The organism is Streptomyces canus, assembly GCF_041435015.1.
GTDB classification, from domain to species: Bacteria; Actinomycetota; Actinomycetes; order Streptomycetales; family Streptomycetaceae; genus Streptomyces; species Streptomyces canus_G.
Genome location: NZ_CP107989.1, coordinates 4,139,584 through 4,158,082, shown reverse-complemented (window position 1 = coordinate 4,158,082; position 18,499 = coordinate 4,139,584). Strand labels below are relative to the sequence as shown.

Here is an 18,499-nt window from a genome sequence, read left to right as displayed (position 1 = left end):
CGGCGCCGGGGGGTTGCGCCGCTTGCTCTCCATGCTGGTGTGCGCTGCGTCCTCGCCGCCTGCCCATGCCCCCGGTCGGCGCCCCGGCGCACAAGGGGCGCACGAATGGTCTGGACCTTTGGCGGTACGTCGACGCAATGCGAATGCAGTTGTCTGCGGAGGGACTTGGGGGCTTTCTAGGCATCGTGCTGGATGGACACGGCCTCCGCAACCGTTTGACCCAGCCTTGTGCCGGTACTTGTCCCGCCGGTCGGCCCCGGGCGTCCCCGGAGCCGGCCGTTCTCTTGGTGACCGGGCTGCTGTCCCCTGCCGTCCGGTCACTTCCTGGAGCGAGGTCCCACGACACACGGCAAGATCCGTACGTCTCATCGCTCCAGCGAGCCACGCGTGGTTCTGGCGGGCCCGCCCCTGGCTGGCACGGACATCACCTCCAACGAAGCGCCTCGGGTCCCGGTCACGCGCCGTACGGGTGAGACCGGGACCGAACTCAGATGCGACCCCTGCACAGTTCGAGCAGCGTCATGGCGAGGGAGGTGCCCGGCCTGCCGAGCGCCTCGCGGTAGCGGCCGAGGATCTCCATCTCGCGGGCGAGGTGGACCCGCCGGCCGCCGGAGGCGATACGGGTCTGCTGGACGACGGACGAGACGGCCATCCGTTCCTGGATCAGACCGATGATCCGGTCGTCGAGCGCGTCGATGCGCTCACGCGCGTCCGCGATGGTCGCTTCCGGTGTGGTGGTCACGTAGGGCTCCTGGGTGGGGTGGGTGCCCCGGAGCGGCACGGTCCGGAAAACACCAGGCGCCCCGGACCTTGTCGGCCCGGGGCGCCTGGGAAGTCGCTTGTCAGTTGCTCAAGCAGCACGACCATGGCAGCCGGCGGGCCGGGTGCCATAGGTAAACAGGAAGGTCGTCTGCGGGAGCATGGGAGCAGTATGCCGGGCGCCCCGGGAGTGTCCAAGCCGGTTCGCATCCTGAGACGGAACTCGGCCCCGGTTCGGGCCCGCGGCTCCCGGTAGACTCGGCCCCACACACACCTCGCTCACCGCCGGAAGGCAACCCGTGTCATCAGCGAACCCCGCCGCCGCCCCCGACACCGTCCTGGTCGTCGACTTCGGTGCGCAGTACGCCCAGCTCATCGCCCGTCGTGTCCGCGAGGCCCGGGTCTACAGCGAGATCGTGCCGAGCACCATGCCGGTCGCGGAGATGCTCGCCAAGAACCCGGCGGCGATCATCCTCTCCGGCGGCCCCTCGTCGGTGTACGCGGAGGGCGCCCCGCGTCTGGACCGCGAGCTGTTCGAGGCCGGCGTCCCGGTCTTCGGCATGTGCTACGGCTTCCAGCTGATGGCCACGACGCTCGGCGGCACCGTCGACAACACCGGCGCGCGCGAGTACGGCCGTACGCCGCTTCACGTCTCCAAGTCGGGCTCCACCCTCTTCGAGGGCACCCCGGACGAGCAGTCGGTGTGGATGTCCCACGGCGACGCCTGCTCCGCCGCCCCCGAGGGCTTCACCGTGACCGCGTCCACGGACGTCGTCCCGGTCGCCGCCTTCGAGAACGACGAGAAGAAGCTCTACGGCGTCCAGTACCACCCCGAGGTCATGCACTCCACGCACGGCCAGCAGGTCCTTGAGCACTTCCTGTACCGGGGCGCCGGCCTGAAGCCCGACTGGACCACCGGCAATGTCATCGAGGAGCAGGTCGCCGCGATCCGCGAGCAGGTCGGCGACAAGCGCGCGATCTGCGGTCTGTCCGGCGGCGTGGACTCCGCGGTGGCCGCGGCCCTGGTCGCGCGCGCCATCGGTGACCAGCTGACCTGTGTGTACGTCGACCACGGTCTGATGCGCAAGGGCGAGACCGAGCAGGTCGAGAAGGACTTCGTGGCCGCGACCGGCGTGAAGCTGGTCGTCGTCGACGCGGAGGAGCGCTTCCTGACCGCACTCAAGGGGGTCTCCGACCCCGAGGAGAAGCGGAAGATCATCGGCCGGGAGTTCATCCGGGTCTTCGAGCAGGCCCAGGCCGAGATCATCGCGGACGAGGGTCCGGCGGTGGAGTTCCTCGTCCAGGGCACGCTCTACCCGGACGTGGTCGAGTCCGGTGGCGGCACCGGCACCGCCAACATCAAGTCCCACCACAACGTGGGAGGGCTCCCCGAGGACCTCGAGTTCCAGCTCGTCGAGCCGCTGCGCAAGCTGTTCAAGGACGAGGTGCGGATGGTCGGCCAGGAGCTCGGGCTCCCGGACGAGATCGTCCAGCGCCAGCCGTTCCCGGGTCCCGGCCTCGGTATCCGGATCGTCGGCGAGGTCACCAAGGAGCGCCTGGACCTGCTGCGCGACGCCGACGCCATCGCCCGCGAGGAGCTGACCGCGGCCGGCCTCGACCGCGACATCTGGCAGTGCCCGGTGGTCCTGCTCGCCGACGTCCGCTCGGTCGGCGTCCAGGGCGACGGCCGGACCTACGGCCACCCGATCGTCCTTCGCCCGGTGTCGAGCGAGGACGCCATGACCGCCGACTGGTCGAGGCTGCCGTACGACGTCCTCGCGAAGATCTCGACGCGGATCACCAACGAGGTGGCCGACGTCAACCGCGTGGTGCTCGACGTGACGTCGAAGCCGCCGGGGACGATCGAGTGGGAGTAAGTCCTAGGTGCGCTTGATCGTGCGCAAGGGCTGACCGGGCTTCCAGACCTGGAGGACGAGGTACTTCTCGTCCTCGACGGAGGTCCTGACGACCTCCGTCAGCTCGGTGCGGAAGAGGTGGAACGGCTCCGGCGGTTCCACCTCTGTCACATACGCCCCCTTGGCGTCGGCGTCCTCGACCTCGATCGCCCGCCCGGAGAGCCGTACATCGCCGCCGCCCATGGTCTGTCCCTCCCCGGGGTTCGCCTGGAGCGCGAACCGCGGGTCCCGTCGCAGGTCGAGCGCCTTGAGCGAGTCCGGCATCATGCCGAGCCAGAGTTCGCCGTGCAGGAAGCGGACCTCCAGGCCTGTGGTGCGGGGGGAGCCGTCCTTGCGGAGGGTGGCGAGGACATGGTGAGTGAACGCACCGAAGCGTTCTTCGACGGTCTTGGCCAGATCGGGTTCCGCGGAGATGAAAGCAGCCCAGTTCATACCGGTCAGTGTTCCGTCGATACCCGACATCTGTTGTCAGGTATTCGCTGTGTGCGCCATCTTTACAAACCACCCCTGTTCTCTTGCGCTGACCGACGGTAACTTCCGCCCCGTAAAGCAATCCAGTGCTGGAGGAGCACATGCACGAGACGCCCCTCGGGCCCACTCCGCCGATGCCGCTGCCCACCGAGAAGCTGCAGTTCGCGATGCCGCCGATGCACGACTCCGTCGAGGAGGAACGCCGGCACCGCAAAGAGCGGCTCGCGGGTGCGCTGCGGATCTTCGGCCGGCTCGGCTTCGAGGACGGGGTCTCGGGGCACATCACCGCACGCGACCCGGAGTTCACCGACTGCTTCTGGGTCAATCCCTTCGGCATGCCCTTCAAGCACGTCACCGTGAGCGACCTGGTGCTCGCCAACTCCGACGGGCAGGTGCTCGACGGCCGCTACCACGTCAACCAGGCGGCCTTCACCGTGCACTCCCAGGTGCACGCCGCCCGCCCCGACGTCGTCGCCGTCGCCCACTGCCACTCCGTGCACGGGCGGGCGTTGTCGACGCTCGGCGAGCTCCTGGATCCCCTCACCCAGGAGAGCTGCGCCTTCTACGAGGACCACGCGCTGTACGAGGCCTATACCGGGGTCGCCGTCGACGCCGACGAGGGCCGCCGGATCGCCGACGCGCTCGGGTCCCGGAAGGCGCTGGTGCTGCGCAACCACGGGCTGCTGACCGTCGGGGACTCGGTGGACGCGGCGGCCTGGTGGTTCCTGTCGATGGAACGGTCCAGCCAGGTGCAACTGCTCGCCCGGGCGGCGGGACGGCCGGTGCTCATCGACCACCGGGCAGCGGTGGCGACCCGGGAGCAACTGGGCGGAGATCTGGTGGCGTGGATCAACTATCAACCGGTGTGGCAGGACATCAGCCGCAGCGAGCCGGACCTGTTGAGCTAGAAACCCCGCATGAGCTAGAAGCCGCGCAGCACCGCGGCCTTCGTCATCGCGAACTCCTCGTCCGTGAGCACCCCGGCCCGATGCAGCTCACCCAACTCCCGCAGTCTGCGCAGGAGTACGTCGTGATGGTCGGCCGGCGGGGAAACGGCGGCCGCGGCGAGCCGGGGACGGTGGGTGCGTTCGTCGTCGTACGCGAGGTCGCCGCGGGTGGACGGGTGTGGCAGCCGGGCCGTGACCGCCGTCGCGACGAGGGCGGTGAGCAGATCGCGGCGGGTGCTGCCCCACAGGTCGAGGGCGTACGGGTCCTTCTCCGGCGGCAGTTTCGAGAAGGACGTCTCGCGGGTCACGAACCGCATGAAACCGTCCTCGTAACCGGAGTTGGGCAGCCACTCGACCTGGACGAGGTCCCCCACCTCGATGATCCGCGGACCGGTCGCGCGCTTGACGCGGTCGGAGGTGTCGGCCCAGTCGATGCGGACCTGGGTGCCGTCGAAGGAGACCGTGCCGTCGGAGGACCGCACCGAGACCGGGACCGGTGGGCCGGGCAGCAGATACGTCTTCGTCGGCTCCTTGGGGATCTGGTCGAGGAGGAGGGCGCGGCGGATCTCCTCGGCCACGTACTCGGCGACCCCGGCGCGGTCGACGTCCACGATCAGCCGATAGGGGTCCGCCGGGTCCGGCAGGCGTCCGCCGGTCGCGTGCAGCAGCGGATCCGCGCCCTCGCGCAGCCGCATCCGCAAGCGGCCGCGCTTGCGTTCCGGCTCGAACGCCACGCCCGAAATGGCCTCCAGGGGCACGGCGACCTCGCCGTACGTCTGCCGGAACAGCGGCACGGAGCGGTGGAGTCCCGGCGTGATCCTGACCGTTGTGCCGTCGAAGGCCCAGGTCCCGTCACGCTGGATGATCTCGGCCATACGGAAATTCTCGCAGCCGGGTCAACACGGCGGGCCCCGCTTCACCCGCGCTGACCAGACCTGCCGGACGGGGATGGTGTGCCGTAGGGCACAATTCGCTGTCGCCGGGGAGTTGTCCGGGGTTCTTCGTGAGGGTTTGTGGATCGTGCGGCCGGTCGGGCCGCGAGGTCGTGTGGGGTCAGTGGGTCACGAGGGTCGTGGGAAGGCAGGCGTCGGGCGTGGCGGTGCAGGAAGCGAGACAGGGCGCGGACGGGGGCGAGCCCTGGGGTGCGCACGAAGGCGGCTGCACCTGCGGGGACTGTCCGCACGGGGCACGGGCCGGACATCGGCGCGCGGTGGCCGAATTCCTCCTGATGCGGGACGGGTTCGCGGCCGGACAGGGGCTGCCCGCGGCCGTGGCGCACTCCGCGTCGGCGTCCCGGCAGTGGGTCTCGGAGGAACTGACCCAGTCCGCGGAGGCCGTGGCCGAGCGGGGACGGGCGGAGGGGGCCGCCTGGCTCGCGCGGCTGTGGCGGCGGACCGCGTACGCGGTGTGGGCCTCCGTCGTGGTGCTGCTCCTCGTCCAGGCGCTGACGGCCATCGGAGCGGGCTGGACCGCGGCGCGTACGGCCGGGTTGGTCGCGGCGCTCGTGGTGGCGGGGTCGCTGACCGCGGCGTCGTGGTTCCACCGGGCGCGGGGCGGGGTGCTCGCGCCGGTCATCGGTGAGGACAACCGGCTGTCCACCTCGCGTGCCGTCGCGGTGGCGTGGGTGCTGTTCGTCGCCTATGCGGTGCTGGTGCTGGTGGGGCGGCTGGCCGCGGCCTCCGACGGTCGTGAGCGGGATGCGCTGCTCTCCGGGCTCGAACTCGCCCGCGGCGCGGGTGTGGTGACCGTGCTCGCCGTGGTCTGCGGGATCGCCGTTCTGGTGCGGCGGGTCGTCGGGCTGCGGGTGCTCGGGCAGCGGTTGCAGAAGGTACGGGCGGATCGGCCCCGCGCCGCCGACCTGCTGACGGACGACTCCGGGCGGGGGACCTTCGCCGACATCCAGTACGTCGTGATCGGCGCGGTCGCTCTGCTGTTCGCGGGTGTACGGCTCGCCCGGCGGCCGGACCAGTTGCCGGATCTGCCGTGGGGCCTGGCGGTGGTGGTGCTGGTGTCCGCGGCCACCTATGTGGCGGGGAAGTACGCGGAGGGCGGGCGGCCGGTGATCCTGTCCGTGGTGCGGTCGCGGGAGGCCGGGGATCTGGACGGGCCGATCCGTACCGGCGACGACATCGAGATCCGGGGCGCCGGGTTCGTGCCGCCGGGGGCCCAGCGGGCCGATCGGCTGTCCCGGATGGTGGTACGGATCGGGCCGGTGAACGTACACGTGCCGTTGGTACCGGTGGCCGGGGGCTTCAGCAACCCCACGGACGAGGTGCTGACCGTGCCGGTGCCGGCGGATGTGGAGCCGGGACGGGTGGAGGTGCAGGTGGTGACGGCCGCGGGGGCGGAGACGAACCGGTACGCGATCGATGTGACGGACTGAACGGCAGGGGTACGCACAAACTTGACGTCGCATTGAGCACCGCGGCTCCTTCCTGCGTATCGTCTGGTGAGGGGTCTCGGCATGCTGGTGAGAGGCGGCTCGAAGCGATGACTCACAGTTTTCGTACGGACACGCACGCCCCCTATTACGGCGAAGAACGGTCCTGGCGGGACAGCATCAGCCAGTACGCCCTGGTGCCGCTGCGCATTTTCCTCGGTGTCACCTTCATCTACGCGGGCCTGGACAAGCTGACCGACAGTGCCTTCATGAAGAGCTCAGGCTCGGGCTCCATCGGCGACATGATGCGCGGCGTCCGGGACTCCTCGGCCATCCCCGCACTGGTCGACCTGTCCCTGAAGAACCCCGTCGGCTTCGGCTACGCCATCGCCTTCGGTGAGCTCGCCGTCGGCATCGGCACCCTGCTCGGCATCCTCGCCCGCCTGGCAGCCCTGGGCGGTGCGCTGATCTCGCTCAGCCTGTGGCTGACCGTGAGCTGGAGCTCCGATCCCTACTACTACGGCAACGACCTCGCCTACCTGATGGCCTGGCTGCCCCTCGTCCTCGCGGGCGCCTCCGTGTTCTCCGTGGATGCCGCCTTGCGGGCCCGACGACGGCAGCGGGCGGGAGCGTACCGGTAGCTCCGGTCGGCGGAGCCACCGGTGGCGGGGAGGGGGCGGTTGCCCGGTGCGGGTCGTCTCCGCACCGGGGAGGCGTCTTGGTCAGCCGTCCCTTTCGTGATCAGCCGTCCCGCTCGTGATCAGTGGGGCACGGGCGGCTGGGGCGACTGGTCGACCTCCGGGGGCGTGGTCGGACGGCGGCTGTCACGTCGGTTGCGGATGGCCCGGGTCAGCAGGCCCACCACGCCCGCCAGGCACAGGCCGCCCACGACCATGGGGATCACCGCGAACCACGGGGTGTCCCAGGCGTCGCCCGCGTCACCGGCGTAGGTGATGCCCGCGAGGGTCAGGAAGCACCCGGCGACCAGCTTTCCCGGTCGGAACTCATGACGCAGCACGGCTCACCTCCGCCTGGCCGATGCCGACCCGCAGATCGAGGTCGAGGGTGCCGCTGTTCTTGGCGCCCGAGACCGGTGTCAGGGTGACCTCCTTGCGCTTGCCCGGTGCCACGTCCACGTCCTCCTGGTCGTCGCCCGGCAGTTGGATGTCGCCCACGCCCACGTCCAAGGCCGCATGCACGGTCACGTCGGGTGGCACGATCACCACCAGCCGGCCCACTCCGACGTCGGCCTGGGTGGTCACCGTCCGGCCCTTCGTGAAATCGACGTGGGACAGGTCCAGGGTGCCCACGCCGGTGCCGAGTTCGTACTCCGGACGGATGTCCCGCACGGCTGCCGGTGTCCAGTTCGTGCGGACCCAGTGGGTGGTGATGTCCTTCGGAAGAGCGGCGGCGGTGGCGAGGAGGCCCGCCGTGACGATCGCCAGGAAGATCGAGCCCGCTCCTGTGCGGCCCAGGAACGAGCTGATCGCTATGCCCAGACCCAGCACGATCAGCGCGCAGGACAGACCGGTCTGCAGGCTGGTGCCCAGGGCGTGGTGCTCCCACGTCGCTCCGGTGCCGAGGCCGCCCGCCAGCAGGGCGAGGAGGAAGACCCAGCCGCCGATCCAGCGGGGGCCGCGCGGCTTCGGCCCGCGGGTGTGGGCCGCGCGGATGTCCTCGCGTCGGCTCCAGGGGGCGCCCAGGCCGATGTTGACGGCCGCCGCGACGTCGCGGTCGCGGGAGTCTCCCGGCCCCCACAGATAGCCCGTGCCGCCGACATGCGTGCCGTCCTTGACGATGGGGTCGCGCCACCAGGACGGGTAGCCGGCGGGCACCGGCGGGGCCTGGGCCTCCGGCGGGGCGTCGGCGACGGCCTGTGCGGAGAGCGGGTCGGGGTCGGGGGTGCCGCGGTTGCGCGACCAGTACCCGGCGCCCGCGAGGAGCAGGGAGAGGACCACGGCGAAGGTCAGCACGCTGGTGTTGCTCAGCATGGTGAGGAACACCCCGCAGCCGACCAGGGCGAACAGCACGCCGGTCAGGGCCTGCCCGTCCACCCGGCCGGTGAGCAGCTTGCGCACCTCGTTCTCGTCCTCGTCGTCGTAGGGGACGAGGAGCCAGGCGAAGCCGTAGAAGATGAGGCCGATGCCGCCGGTCGCCGACAGCACGGTGAGCGTGATCCGGAAGATCACCGGATCCATGTCGCACTGCCGCCCGAGTCCGGCGCACACCCCGGCGAGCAACTTGTGCCGTCGGTCCCGCCGGAAGCGGAGGGGGGCGGAGGGCGCGTCCTCGGCGGGGGCCGTGCCCTGGGGAGTGGTGGGCGGGGCGGGGGCGTCTGTCGTTGTCCGGCCCCCGAGGGTCTCGGTGTGCGGGTCCGCCGGTGTGCCTCCTTCCTTTTCCTTCCGCGTGCCCGCGCCGGGGCCGGTGCCCGGGTCCGGGCCTCCGCCGGATCCGGCGCCCGCGGCGTGCTGGTGATCTGTCATGTGTCCATGGTGACGGTCGCGGGGGCGTGGCGGGAGTCGGAACGACCCTGGCCGGACCCTGATATCGGCCCTGAGAAGGGGGGAGGGAAGCGTTCGGGCGGCGCGCCGGTCGAAGATCAGGGGAGTCTCGGGGGCCAACCCTGATGCCCCCGCATCCCGGCCGTGTGACCATCGATGGCATGCCGGAAGCCGCCACAGCGCCACTCGTCGAACCGCGGCCGCCGCGCAAGCTCTACCGCAGCAGTGACGGACGCTGGCTGGGTGGTGTGGCGCGGGGGCTCGCCGGGCATCTCGGGTTGCCCGTGATCTGGGTGCGGCTCGTCTTCGTCGGCCTGTTCATGGCGGACGGGCTCGGTGCGTTGCTGTATGCCGCGTTCTGGTTCTTCGTGCCGCTCGGCGTGGGCGGGGTCGGCGGCCAGCGGTCCCCGTCCCTGGTGTCCACCGAGACCTCGCCGGACGGCCGCCGCAGACTCGTCGCCCGCCGCCCCGACAAGGGCCAGATCGTGGCCCTGCTCCTCATGGTCGTCGTGGCCATGGTCTTCGTCGGCAACGTCAACGTGGGCAACGGTGCCAAGGCCTACCTCTGGCCGGTCGTCCTCGTCGGCGCCGGGGTGGCCCTCGTCTGGCGCCAGGCGGACAACGCCCGCCGGGCCCGCTGGATGGAGGTGGGCCGCCGCCGGCGCACCCTGACACTGCTGCGTGCCGCGGGCGGTGTCCTCCTCGTCACCGCCGGTGTCTCCGGGGTCTTCGTCCTGCAGGGCTCCGCCGCCCACCTCGGCTCCGTCCTGCAGGCGGCCCTCGCGGTCCTCGTCGGGATAACGCTCCTCGCGGGGCCGTATCTCGTCCGCATGACCCAGGACCTCTCCGAGGAGCGGCTGATGCGCATCCGCGCCCAGGAGCGCGCGGAGGTCGCGGCCCACGTGCACGACTCGGTGCTGCACACCCTGACCCTGATCCAGCGCAACGCGGAGAACGCCAACGAGGTGCGCCGCCTCGCCCGCGCCCAGGAGCGCGACCTGCGCACCTGGCTGTACAAACCCGAGGGCACCGGCAAGGACGAGGCCGACGAACCCACCGAGCTCGCCGACGCCGTGCGACGCAATGCCGCCGAGGTCGAGGACAAGCACGGCGTCCCCATAGAGGTCGTGGTCGTCGGCGACTGCCCGCTCGACGAGAGAACCGGCGCGCAGATGCAGGCCGCGCGCGAGGCGATGGTCAACGCCGCCAAGTACGGTGGCGAGGGCGGCGCCGTACAGGTCTACGCCGAAGTCGAGGGCCGGACGGTCTTCGTGTCCGTCCGGGACCGGGGCCCCGGCTTCGACCTCGACTCGATACCCGCCGACCGGATGGGTGTCAGAGAATCGATCATCGGCCGCATGGAGCGCCATGGCGGCACGGCTCGGCTGCGTGCGGTGCCGGGCGGCGGCACGGAGGTCGAGCTGGAGATGGAGAGGGCGGAGACGTCATGAGCGACCCCACCGGGGCGAACACGGACCCCGTAGAACCGACGCCGGCCGGCGGCGCGGGCGAGCGGCACGTGCGCGTGGTCCTCGTCGACGACCACCGCATGTTCCGTACGGGTGTCCAGGCCGAGATCGGCCGGACCGAGGAGACCGGTGTCGAGGTGGTCGGGGAGGCCGCGGACGTCGACCAGGCCGTCACCGTCATCACCGCGACCCGCCCCGAGGTCGTCCTGCTGGACGTCCACCTGCCGGGCGGCGGCGGGGTCGAAGTGCTGCGTCGCTGCGCCCCGTTGATGGCCGACGCCGAACAGCCCGTCCGCTTCCTCGCCCTGTCCGTCTCGGATGCGGCCGAGGACGTGATCGGAGTGATCCGCGGCGGTGCGCGCGGCTATGTGACGAAGACGATCACCGGCACGGACCTCGTCGACTCCGTCTTCCGCGTCCAGGAGGGCGACGCCGTCTTCTCGCCCCGCCTGGCCGGGTTCGTCCTGGACGCCTTCGCCTCCACCGACGCCCCGCCGGTCGACGAGGACATGGACCGTCTCACCCAGCGCGAGCGGGAGGTGCTGAGGCTCATCGCGCGCGGTTACGCCTACAAGGAGATCGCCAAGCAGCTGTTCATCTCGGTGAAGACGGTCGAGTCCCATGTCTCGGCGGTGCTGCGGAAGCTGCAGCTGTCCAACCGGCACGAGCTGACCCGGTGGGCCACGGCTCGGCGGCTGGTCTGACGGTCACCCCACCCGCGTCGCCCCCGCGAACGGCATCTCGTCGATCGGTGCCACCCGCACCGGCGCCGAGGGGTTCGGGGCGTGGATCATCCGGCCGTCGCCGATGTAAAGACCGACGTGACTGATGCCCGAGTAGAAGAACACCAGGTCGCCCGGGAGGAGTTCGGAGCGGGAGACGCGTTGGCCGGCACCGATCTGCGCGTAGGTCGTGCGGGGCAGGGAGATGCCCGCGGAGCGGTACGCGGCCTGGATGAGGCCCGAGCAGTCGAAGGCGTCCGGGCCGGTGGCGCCCCAGACATAGGGGCTGCCCAGTTTGGAGTAGGCGTAGGAAACGGCCTCCGCGGCACGGGAGTTGGGGGCTCCCTCGGTGGCCGCGCCGGGGGCCGTCAGATCCTCGCGCGCGCCCGAAGCGGCCCGGGAGGCGCGGTCCCCGCCCGCCTGCAACCCCGCCCGTTCCCCGGCCGGCAGCTGGGACATCAGCCGGCGGGCCGCGCCCAGTTTTCCGGTGATCGTCTGCTTGTGGCGCTTCAGCTCAGCCTGACGCGACTTCAGCGAGGCCAGCTCGACGTGCGCGGCCCCACGCAACTGCTCGATCTCCCGCAGTTGCCGGCGTACGTCCGCCACGGAGGCGGCCTGACGGGTACCGGCCCGTTCGGCGAACTCGGCGCTGTCCAGGTACCGGTCGGGGTCGTCGGTGAACGCGAGCTGCATCGCGGGGTCGAGGCCGCCGCCGCGGTACTGCGCCGCGGCGATCGTACCCAGCGCGTCCCGTGCCTCGTTGAGCTGCTCCGTCCTGCGGGCCGCCTCGTCCCGCAGGGTGCCCAGCCGGGTCTCGGCGGCCTCCGCCTTCTCCTTCGCGCCGTTGTACTTCTCGGTGGCGGCCTCGGCCTCCTGGTACAGCTGGTCCACCTTCGCCTTGACCTGGGTCGGTGTGAGCTGCGGCTCGGCGTGTCCGGTCCCGTCGAAGCCCGTCGCCGTCGCCGCCCCCGCGAGGGCGATCGTCGCTGCCGTACGGACCGTGTGGCCGCCGGCCGAGCGCCTGCGGGACTTGCGGTGCGCTGCCACGTGGACTTGCACGTCCTTTCCTCGACCGCCCGCCCGTCCCGGGCTTCACGGACGTACGGACGCCAGGGGGAGCGGCCGTACGACCGCCCGGGGCGGTGTGCGCGTCCGGCGGCGGCCTGCACAGGGGAGCGGGCCGCCGCCGGACCTTTCTCGGCGGTGGTGGCCGACTGCCGCCCCTGGCCCGGGCGGCGGTGGGGAGCCGGTCACCTGGTGGAGGACGCTAAACCTGACCGTGACGGGGAGGTAACGCGTTGTGCGGAACTGCCGCCAGGGGACCGCCGGTTGACCGAAGGTGACCGTGATCGCGGGCCGGCTCCGTCGACTTCGCGCGGTGCGCTGACCGAAGTCGGGATTCCGGGACCCAGGGCGGGTGCCGAATGCTATGGGCCGCATATATGCAAGATCTCTCAAGGGGCCGGTGCGGGTGCGGCTCGCGGCCCGGCATAGGCTCCGGCCTCATGGACGTACTCATCCATCTCTTCGTCGGCCTGCACATCATCGGCATCGCCGCGCTGCTCGGCGGGTTCCTCACGCAGATGAAGGCGATGGGCCGGGGCACCGCCCGATTCGTCCCCGCGATGCTGCACGGTGCCGCGACGATGCTGGTCACCGGGGTGATCCTGGTCGGCCTCAACCAGGCCGACGACCAGCACGTCAACAACATCAAGATCGGCGTGAAGCTCGCCCTGCTGATCGTGATCCTCGGCCTCGTCTATGTGAAGCGGGACGACGAGACAGTGGACAAAAGCCTGTTCGGCCTGGTCGGCGCGCTGACCACGGCCAACATCTTCATCGCGGTGCTGTGGACCTGACGGCGGCACGGGCGGAGTCGACCGCCCCCACGGCGACGGCCGCCCAGGCCGCCACCGAGATCCACAGCAGCACCTCACCCGGAGTCTCGAGCCACGGGACATCCAGGGTGGCGGAGACCGACAGGGTTGCCGCCGCGGTCATGCCCATGGGGAACACGGTGGCCCAGCGGCGCGCGTCGTAGCGCGGGCGCGGGCGCACGAACTCGGCCACCAGCAGTACGGCGTACCAGGCCAGGTCGAGCACCAGCAGGGCGACGGTCACCGCCCGCAGGACGCCGTGGTCGTCGTCGTTCCACAGGTACAGGCGAGCGCTGTCGGCGGCGATCAGCTGCGAGCCGGCGAGCGCCGAGATGGCGAGCGCGCCGCCCGCGATCCACTGGTCGCCCGGTCCCTCCAGCACCTGGCGCAGGTCGAAGCGGAAGAGCGCGAGGCCGTAGAGGACCAGGCCGAGCCAGAACAGTACGAGCGCCGTGTGCGCGAGCCATGCCGCCGACTCGGCCGCGGCGAGCGTGGCGCAGAGGACCGCGAGGCCCTGGGTGGCCACACAGCCGAGGAACACCCCGCCGGGCATCCGCCGCTTCCCGTGCTTGACGACGAGCATGATCAGTACCGGCCACAGCAGCGCGGACAGTGCCAGCAGCGCCTCGGCGAGGGTGTGACGGCCGAGCTCGGAGAAGCGGGTGCCGAGGACGGTGGTCGCCGCCACGGCCGTCAGGGCGCCCGGTGTCCCGGCGTCCGCGAACCATCGCGCGCGCTCCCGCAGCAGGCGTACGGCGACATCGGCGGCCAGCCCCAGCCAGGCCGCACAACCGATCACCAGGGCGACCCGGGACAGCGTCTCGTGGTCGGCCAGATGCAGCCCGACCGACACGATGCCGGTCGCCATCACGGCGGCCCCGGCCGCGGGCGGGCGCCGCGTCCACCAGACGCGCAGGGGAGAGTGCGGGGAGGTACCGGACATGTGCCGATGCTAGGAAGCTCCGCCTGCCGATCCGGAGGGGCGCGCACGCGCGCGTGCGGAAATCGCGGAAATACGCGCGGGCGAAGGAGTCCCGCCCGCGCGCTGGTGACCGGCGGTGCCTAGGCGGGGCGCACCACGCTGTGGATCGCCGACTCGCCGTCGTAGTAGATCGACTCCTCGCGGACGTACGCGCCCGGCTTGGGGGCGTGGATCATCATGCCGTTGCCGATGTAGAGGCCGACGTGGCTGATGTCGTCGTAGAAGAAGACCAGGTCACCGGGCTGGGCGTCGGCGAGGGAGACCGTGGTGCCGGCGTTGACCTGGTCGTAGGTGACGCGGGGGAGGTCGACTCCGGCGGCCTTCCAGGCGGCCTGGGTGAGGCCTGAGCAGTCGTAGGAGTCGGGCCCGGTGGCACCCCAGACGTACGGCTTGCCGATCTGCGCGCGGACGAAGGCGAGGGCCTTGGCGGCCTTGGTGGCGTACGAGGAGTCGGTCGCCGTCGACGTGCTCTCCTGTGGGGCGGTGGCCTCCTGCGCGGCCTTCTCCGCGGCCGCCTGCTGCCGCGCCAGCTCGGCGGCCTTGCGGGCCGCCGCCTCCTGCTTCTGCTTCTCGAGCGCCGCGAGCCGCGCCTTCTCCTGGGCCGTCAGCTCCGACAGCATCTCGCGAGCGTCGGCGAGCTTCTTCTGGACGGTCGCCTTGGCCGTCTTCAGGTCGCTCTGCGTCTCGGTGAGCGTCTGAAGGCTCTGGGAGGCCTCCTGACGCTTCTTCATCGTCGCGGACTGCTCGGAGACGTAGTCGTCGACCGCGCCCTTCTGGCGGTTCGTCAGACGCCCCATCAACTGCGTCTGGTCGAAGTAGTCCTGAGGGGTGTCGGCGAGCAGGAAGGTGGCCGTGTCGGGGGCCGCGGCGCCGGTGCGGTACTGGGCGGCGGCGAAGGAACCGAGCTCCTCCCGCGCCTCGTTGAGCTTCTCGGTGCGCCGGGCGACGTCGTCGAGCAGCGTGTCGACCTGCTTGCGCTGCGTGGCCGTCTTCTCCTTGGCCGCGTTGTAGTTGTCGGTCGCCGACTCGGCCTGGCGGTAGAGGTCGTCGACCTTCTTCTCCACCTCTTCGAGACTCGGCTTGTCATCGGCCGGCGCGGCGTTCGCCGACTGGGACAGCAGGGCCACGGAGGTGAGGGCGGCCGTCGCGAGGGCCGGGGTCCGTATGCCTGCTACGCGCGTACCCACGGGACGCGACTTGCGGTGCGACGCCAAGGGAGGCGACTCCTTCCGTGCTCCGCCTGCCGAGTTAGCTGTCGGGTTCGGGCGAGATGCTTCGGAAGGTTTGCCCTACGGCGCTCCCTGAGCGGGAGTCGGCCGATTCACCCCAAGTTCGGTGGGTCCCCGGCTCCGGGCGCGCGGCGGCGCTGCGGACTCGGCGGAGGCCGTGCGGCCCGGCGACGTTCGCCGGTGGGGGTCGTACGGCCTGCCCGAACGGTAGCCAACGGGTGTGGCCCCTGTGAAGGTTGATGTTCGATATGCCCGATACATTTTCGTGACCTTGGCCTCATGCGTCGCTCCGCGTGGCCGATCCGGAGTGATCTGCCATGGCTTGGGCGTATTTTCTTCGGAGTGGCATTGCCCACCCGTGTCGCGGCGTCGCCGAGGCGGGCCGGACCAGCCGGACCTGCGTCGGACTCCGCTCTGCCGTCACCAAGATCTACCGGGTCGGGGCGCGTGGAAGCACCGCCGGTTGGTGCAGGGGCTCCCCTCGGGCGCTGTACGGCGAGGCCTGGGGTGTCGAGACCTACGCCCTGCCGGAGGCCGGAGGCCGGGGTGCGGGGTGTCGGCAGGCTGCTGCGCGTCGGCCCCTGGACCGGCCCGACGCCGGCGAGATGCACGTCAGCGGGCTCCTCGCCGACGTCACGACCAAGGGCGGGCAGGCGCCTGGCGGCCAGGTCTGGAAGATCATCGGGCTCTGATCCGAGTGGATGTTCTCGGGGCGGCGGCGGGGTGTCAGTGGGGCACCCTAGACTCGGAGAGCGATGAGCAGCCTCTTTGACGACAGCTTCCTGGCGGACCTCCAGGCCCCTAGGGCCCATGGGGAAGAACCGCCGCCGCCCGAGGACGAGCACGTACCGGAACCCGTTCCGGACGATCTGTTCGGTGGGAAGTTCGACGTGCCCCCGGACCGGGACCCGTACTACCGCGACGGTGCCCCCCGCCCGGTGGTGGACCCGGCCGCGCTCCTGGACGGGCTGAACGAGAACCAGCGCGCGGCCGTGGTGCACTCCGGCACCCCGCTGCTCATCGTGGCCGGCGCCGGCTCCGGCAAGACCCGGGTGCTCACCCACCGCATCGCCCATCTCCTCGGCGAGCGCCACGTCCACCCGGGTCAGATCCTCGCGATCACCTTCACCAACAAGGCCGCGGGCGAGATGAAGGAGCGCGTCGAGCAGCTCGTCGGTCCGCGCGCGAACGCGATGTGGGTGATGACCTTCCACAGCGCGTGCGTGCGGATCCTGCGGAGGGAGTCGAAGAAGCTCGGGTTCACCTCCTCCTTCTCGATCTACGACGCCGCCGACTCCAAGCGGCTCATGGCCCTGGTCTGCCGCGACCTGGACCTCGATCCCAAGCGGTTCCCGCCGAAGTCCTTCAGCGCCAAGATCAGCAACCTGAAGAACGAGCTGATCGACGAGGAGGACTTCGCCGCCCAGGCCACCGACGGCTTCGAGAAGACCCTCGCCCAGGCCTACGCCATGTACCAGTCGCGGCTGCGCGAGGCGAACGCCCTCGACTTCGACGACCTGATCATGACCACGGTCAACCTGCTCCGGGCGTTCCCCGATGTCGCCGAGCACTACCGCCGCCGCTTCCGGCACGTCCTGGTCGACGAGTACCAGGACACCAACCACGCGCAGTACGCGCTCGTGCGCGAGCTGGTCGGTACCGGCGAGCACCCCGTCGACGTACCGCCGGGTGAGGACGACCTGCCGCCCGCCGAGCTCTGCGTCGTGGGCGACGCCGACCAGTCGATCTACGCCTTCCGCGGCGCGACCATCCGCAACATCCTCCAGTTCGAGGAGGACTACCCGGACGCGACGACGATCCTCCTGGAGCAGAACTACCGCTCCACCCAGACGATCCTCACCGCCGCCAACGCCGTCATCGAGCGCAACGAGTCCCGCCGCCCCAAGAACCTGTGGACCAACGCGGGCGCGGGCGCGCGCATCACCGGTTATGTCGCCGACACCGAGCACGACGAGGCGCAGTTCGTCGCCGACGAGATAGACCGTCTCACCGACGCGGGCGACGCGAAGGCCGGCGACGTGGCCGTCTTCTACCGTACGAACGCCCAGTCCCGTGTCTTCGAAGAGGTCTTCATCCGCGTCGGCCTGCCCTACAAGGTCGTCGGCGGCGTCCGCTTCTACGAGCGCAAGGAGGTCCGGGACGTCCTGGCCTACCTGCGCGTCCTCGCCAACCCGGAGGACTCCGTGCCGCTGCGCCGGATCCTCAACGTCCCCAAGCGCGGCATCGGCGACCGTGCCGAGGCGATGATCGACGCCCTCTCCCAGCGCGAGAAGATCAGCTTCCCGCAGGCCCTCAAACGCGTCGACGAGGCGTACGGCATGGCCGCGCGCTCCACCAACGCCGTGAAGCGGTTCAACGTGCTGATGGAGGAGCTCCGTACCGTCGTCGAGTCCGGCGCGGGCCCGGCGACCGTCCTGGAGGCGGTCCTCGAACGCACCGGCTATCTCGCCGAGTTGCAGGCCTCCACCGACCCCCAGGACGAGACCCGCATCGAGAACCTCCAGGAACTGGCCGCCGTGGCCCTGGAGTTCGAGCAGGAGTCCGGCGAGGGCGAGGCCTCCGTCTCCCTCTCCGACTTCCTGGAGCGGGTCGCCCTGGTCGCCGACTCCGACCAGATCCCCGACGAGGACGAGGACGGCTCCGGGGTCATCACCCTGATGACCCTGCACACCGCCAAGGGCCTGGAGTTCCCGGTCGTCTTCCTCACCGGCATGGAGGACGGCGTCTTCCCGCACATGCGCGCTCTCGGCCAGACCAAGGAGCTGGAGGAGGAGCGGCGGCTGGCCTACGTCGGCATCACGCGTGCGCGTGAGCGGCTGTATCTGACCCGGTCCGCCCTGCGCAGCGCGTGGGGGCAGCCGTCGTACAACCCGCCCTCCCGTTTCCTGGAGGAGATCCCGGCGCAGCACGTGGACTGGAAGCGCACCGGTCCGACCGCCGCTCCCGCGGGACCGGTCTCGGGGGTGGCCGCCTCGCTGTCGTCCTCCCGTTCCCGCTCCTCGGCGTCGGGCGCGTCCGGCTTCGCGACGCGCAGGACCTCCGAGAAGCCGGTGGTGGCGCTGGCCGTCGGTGACCGAGTCACCCACGACCAGTTCGGGCTCGGCACAGTGGTCGGAGTGAAGGGCACGGGGGCGAACGCCGAGGCGACGATCGACTTCGGGGAAGCGAAGCCGAAGCGACTGCTGCTGCGGTACGCGCCGGTCGAGAAGCTGTAGCCGCGGGGGG

At 70.9% G+C, this 18,499-nt stretch carries 17 protein-coding genes and 1 riboswitch; of the genes, 9 read left to right on the top strand and 8 right to left on the bottom strand.

Going from position 1 to position 18,499, the window contains the following annotated elements:
* Positions 1-487: 487 nt before the first annotated feature.
* Complete coding sequence (locus tag OG841_RS18595) at positions 488-742, bottom strand: chorismate mutase (protein WP_069762883.1); 255 nt, start codon at positions 740-742, stop codon at positions 488-490.
* A 316-nt stretch (positions 743-1,058) separates the two neighbouring features.
* Between OG841_RS18595 and guaA the strand changes: the two genes are divergently transcribed.
* The gene (gene guaA / locus OG841_RS18590) at positions 1,059-2,636 is read left to right on the top strand and encodes a glutamine-hydrolyzing GMP synthase (protein ID WP_328640452.1); all 1,578 of its coding nucleotides are present in this window, start codon (positions 1,059-1,061) and stop codon (positions 2,634-2,636) included.
* 3 nt (positions 2,637-2,639) lie between these two features.
* Here the strand turns inward: guaA and OG841_RS18585 are convergent, their stop codons facing one another.
* Positions 2,640-3,107 carry a pyridoxamine 5'-phosphate oxidase family protein gene (locus tag OG841_RS18585; protein WP_328640453.1) on the bottom strand — a complete coding sequence of 156 codons (468 nt, stop codon included), beginning with the start codon at positions 3,105-3,107 and terminating at the stop codon, positions 2,640-2,642.
* A 140-nt stretch (positions 3,108-3,247) separates the two neighbouring features.
* On the opposite strand from OG841_RS18585, the gene OG841_RS18580 reads away from it, so the two are divergent.
* Entirely contained in the window at positions 3,248-4,054 is an 807-nt protein-coding gene (locus tag OG841_RS18580) for a class II aldolase/adducin family protein (RefSeq protein WP_328640454.1), read from the top strand.
* A 14-nt stretch (positions 4,055-4,068) separates the two neighbouring features.
* Here the strand turns inward: OG841_RS18580 and OG841_RS18575 are convergent, their stop codons facing one another.
* Positions 4,069-4,968, bottom strand: coding sequence for a DUF4429 domain-containing protein (locus OG841_RS18575; RefSeq protein ID WP_328640455.1), 900 nt, complete (start codon positions 4,966-4,968; stop codon positions 4,069-4,071).
* A gap of 218 nt (positions 4,969-5,186) precedes the next feature.
* On the opposite strand from OG841_RS18575, the gene OG841_RS18570 reads away from it, so the two are divergent.
* Positions 5,187-6,476, top strand: a complete 1,290-nt coding sequence (locus tag OG841_RS18570) for a hypothetical protein (RefSeq protein WP_326665346.1) — start codon at positions 5,187-5,189, stop codon at positions 6,474-6,476.
* Positions 6,477-6,583: 107 nt separating this feature from the next.
* Complete coding sequence (locus OG841_RS18565; RefSeq protein ID WP_328640456.1) at positions 6,584-7,114, top strand: DoxX family protein; 531 nt, start codon at positions 6,584-6,586, stop codon at positions 7,112-7,114.
* A 119-nt stretch (positions 7,115-7,233) separates the two neighbouring features.
* On the opposite strand, the gene OG841_RS18560 is transcribed toward OG841_RS18565, so the two are convergent.
* Together OG841_RS18560 and OG841_RS18555 are read right to left on the bottom strand one after the other, a co-directional pair.
* Positions 7,234-7,491, bottom strand: coding sequence for a hypothetical protein (locus OG841_RS18560; protein ID WP_328640457.1), 258 nt, complete (start codon positions 7,489-7,491; stop codon positions 7,234-7,236).
* On the bottom strand, positions 7,478-8,956 hold the full coding sequence (locus OG841_RS18555) for a PspC domain-containing protein (RefSeq protein WP_328640458.1): 1,479 nt from the start codon (positions 8,954-8,956) through the stop codon (positions 7,478-7,480). The genes OG841_RS18560 and OG841_RS18555 overlap by 14 nt, the downstream gene beginning before the upstream one ends.
* A gap of 143 nt (positions 8,957-9,099) precedes the next feature.
* On the opposite strand from OG841_RS18555, the gene OG841_RS18550 reads away from it, so the two are divergent.
* Together OG841_RS18550 and OG841_RS18545 are read left to right on the top strand one after the other, a co-directional pair.
* Positions 9,100-10,425 carry an ATP-binding protein gene (locus OG841_RS18550; RefSeq protein ID WP_371566158.1) on the top strand — a complete coding sequence of 442 codons (1,326 nt, stop codon included), beginning with the start codon at positions 9,100-9,102 and terminating at the stop codon, positions 10,423-10,425.
* On the top strand, positions 10,422-11,147 hold the full coding sequence (locus OG841_RS18545; RefSeq protein ID WP_328640460.1) for a response regulator transcription factor: 726 nt from the start codon (positions 10,422-10,424) through the stop codon (positions 11,145-11,147). Before OG841_RS18550 ends, OG841_RS18545 begins: the two co-directional genes overlap by 4 nt.
* 3 nt (positions 11,148-11,150) lie before the next feature.
* On the opposite strand, the gene OG841_RS18540 is transcribed toward OG841_RS18545, so the two are convergent.
* A complete protein-coding gene (locus tag OG841_RS18540; RefSeq protein WP_328643627.1) occupies positions 11,151-12,212 on the bottom strand; it encodes a C40 family peptidase in 1,062 nt (353 codons plus the stop codon).
* A 458-nt stretch (positions 12,213-12,670) separates the two neighbouring features.
* Here OG841_RS18540 and OG841_RS18535 point away from each other — a divergent pair, with 458 nt between their 5' ends.
* Positions 12,671-13,024, top strand: a complete 354-nt coding sequence (locus tag OG841_RS18535) for a hypothetical protein (RefSeq protein WP_326665331.1) — start codon at positions 12,671-12,673, stop codon at positions 13,022-13,024.
* Here OG841_RS18535 and OG841_RS18530 read toward each other — a convergent pair.
* Both OG841_RS18530 and OG841_RS18525 read right to left on the bottom strand, forming a co-directional pair.
* Positions 13,002-13,985 carry a tellurite resistance/C4-dicarboxylate transporter family protein gene (locus tag OG841_RS18530; protein ID WP_371566156.1) on the bottom strand — a complete coding sequence of 328 codons (984 nt, stop codon included), beginning with the start codon at positions 13,983-13,985 and terminating at the stop codon, positions 13,002-13,004. The genes OG841_RS18535 and OG841_RS18530 overlap by 23 nt on opposite strands.
* Positions 13,986-14,104: 119 nt before the next feature.
* Positions 14,105-15,238, bottom strand: coding sequence for a C40 family peptidase (locus OG841_RS18525; RefSeq protein ID WP_328640462.1), 1,134 nt, complete (start codon positions 15,236-15,238; stop codon positions 14,105-14,107).
* An 8-nt stretch (positions 15,239-15,246) separates the two neighbouring features.
* Positions 15,247-15,414: riboswitch (cyclic di-AMP (ydaO/yuaA leader) on the bottom strand.
* A gap of 156 nt (positions 15,415-15,570) precedes the next feature.
* Here OG841_RS18525 and OG841_RS18520 point away from each other — a divergent pair.
* The gene (locus OG841_RS18520) at positions 15,571-15,945 is read left to right on the top strand and encodes a hypothetical protein (RefSeq protein ID WP_328640463.1); all 375 of its coding nucleotides are present in this window, start codon (positions 15,571-15,573) and stop codon (positions 15,943-15,945) included.
* 63 nt (positions 15,946-16,008) lie between these two features.
* Complete coding sequence (gene pcrA, locus OG841_RS18515) at positions 16,009-18,489, top strand: DNA helicase PcrA (protein ID WP_328640464.1); 2,481 nt, start codon at positions 16,009-16,011, stop codon at positions 18,487-18,489.
* Positions 18,490-18,499: the final 10 nt, after the last annotated feature.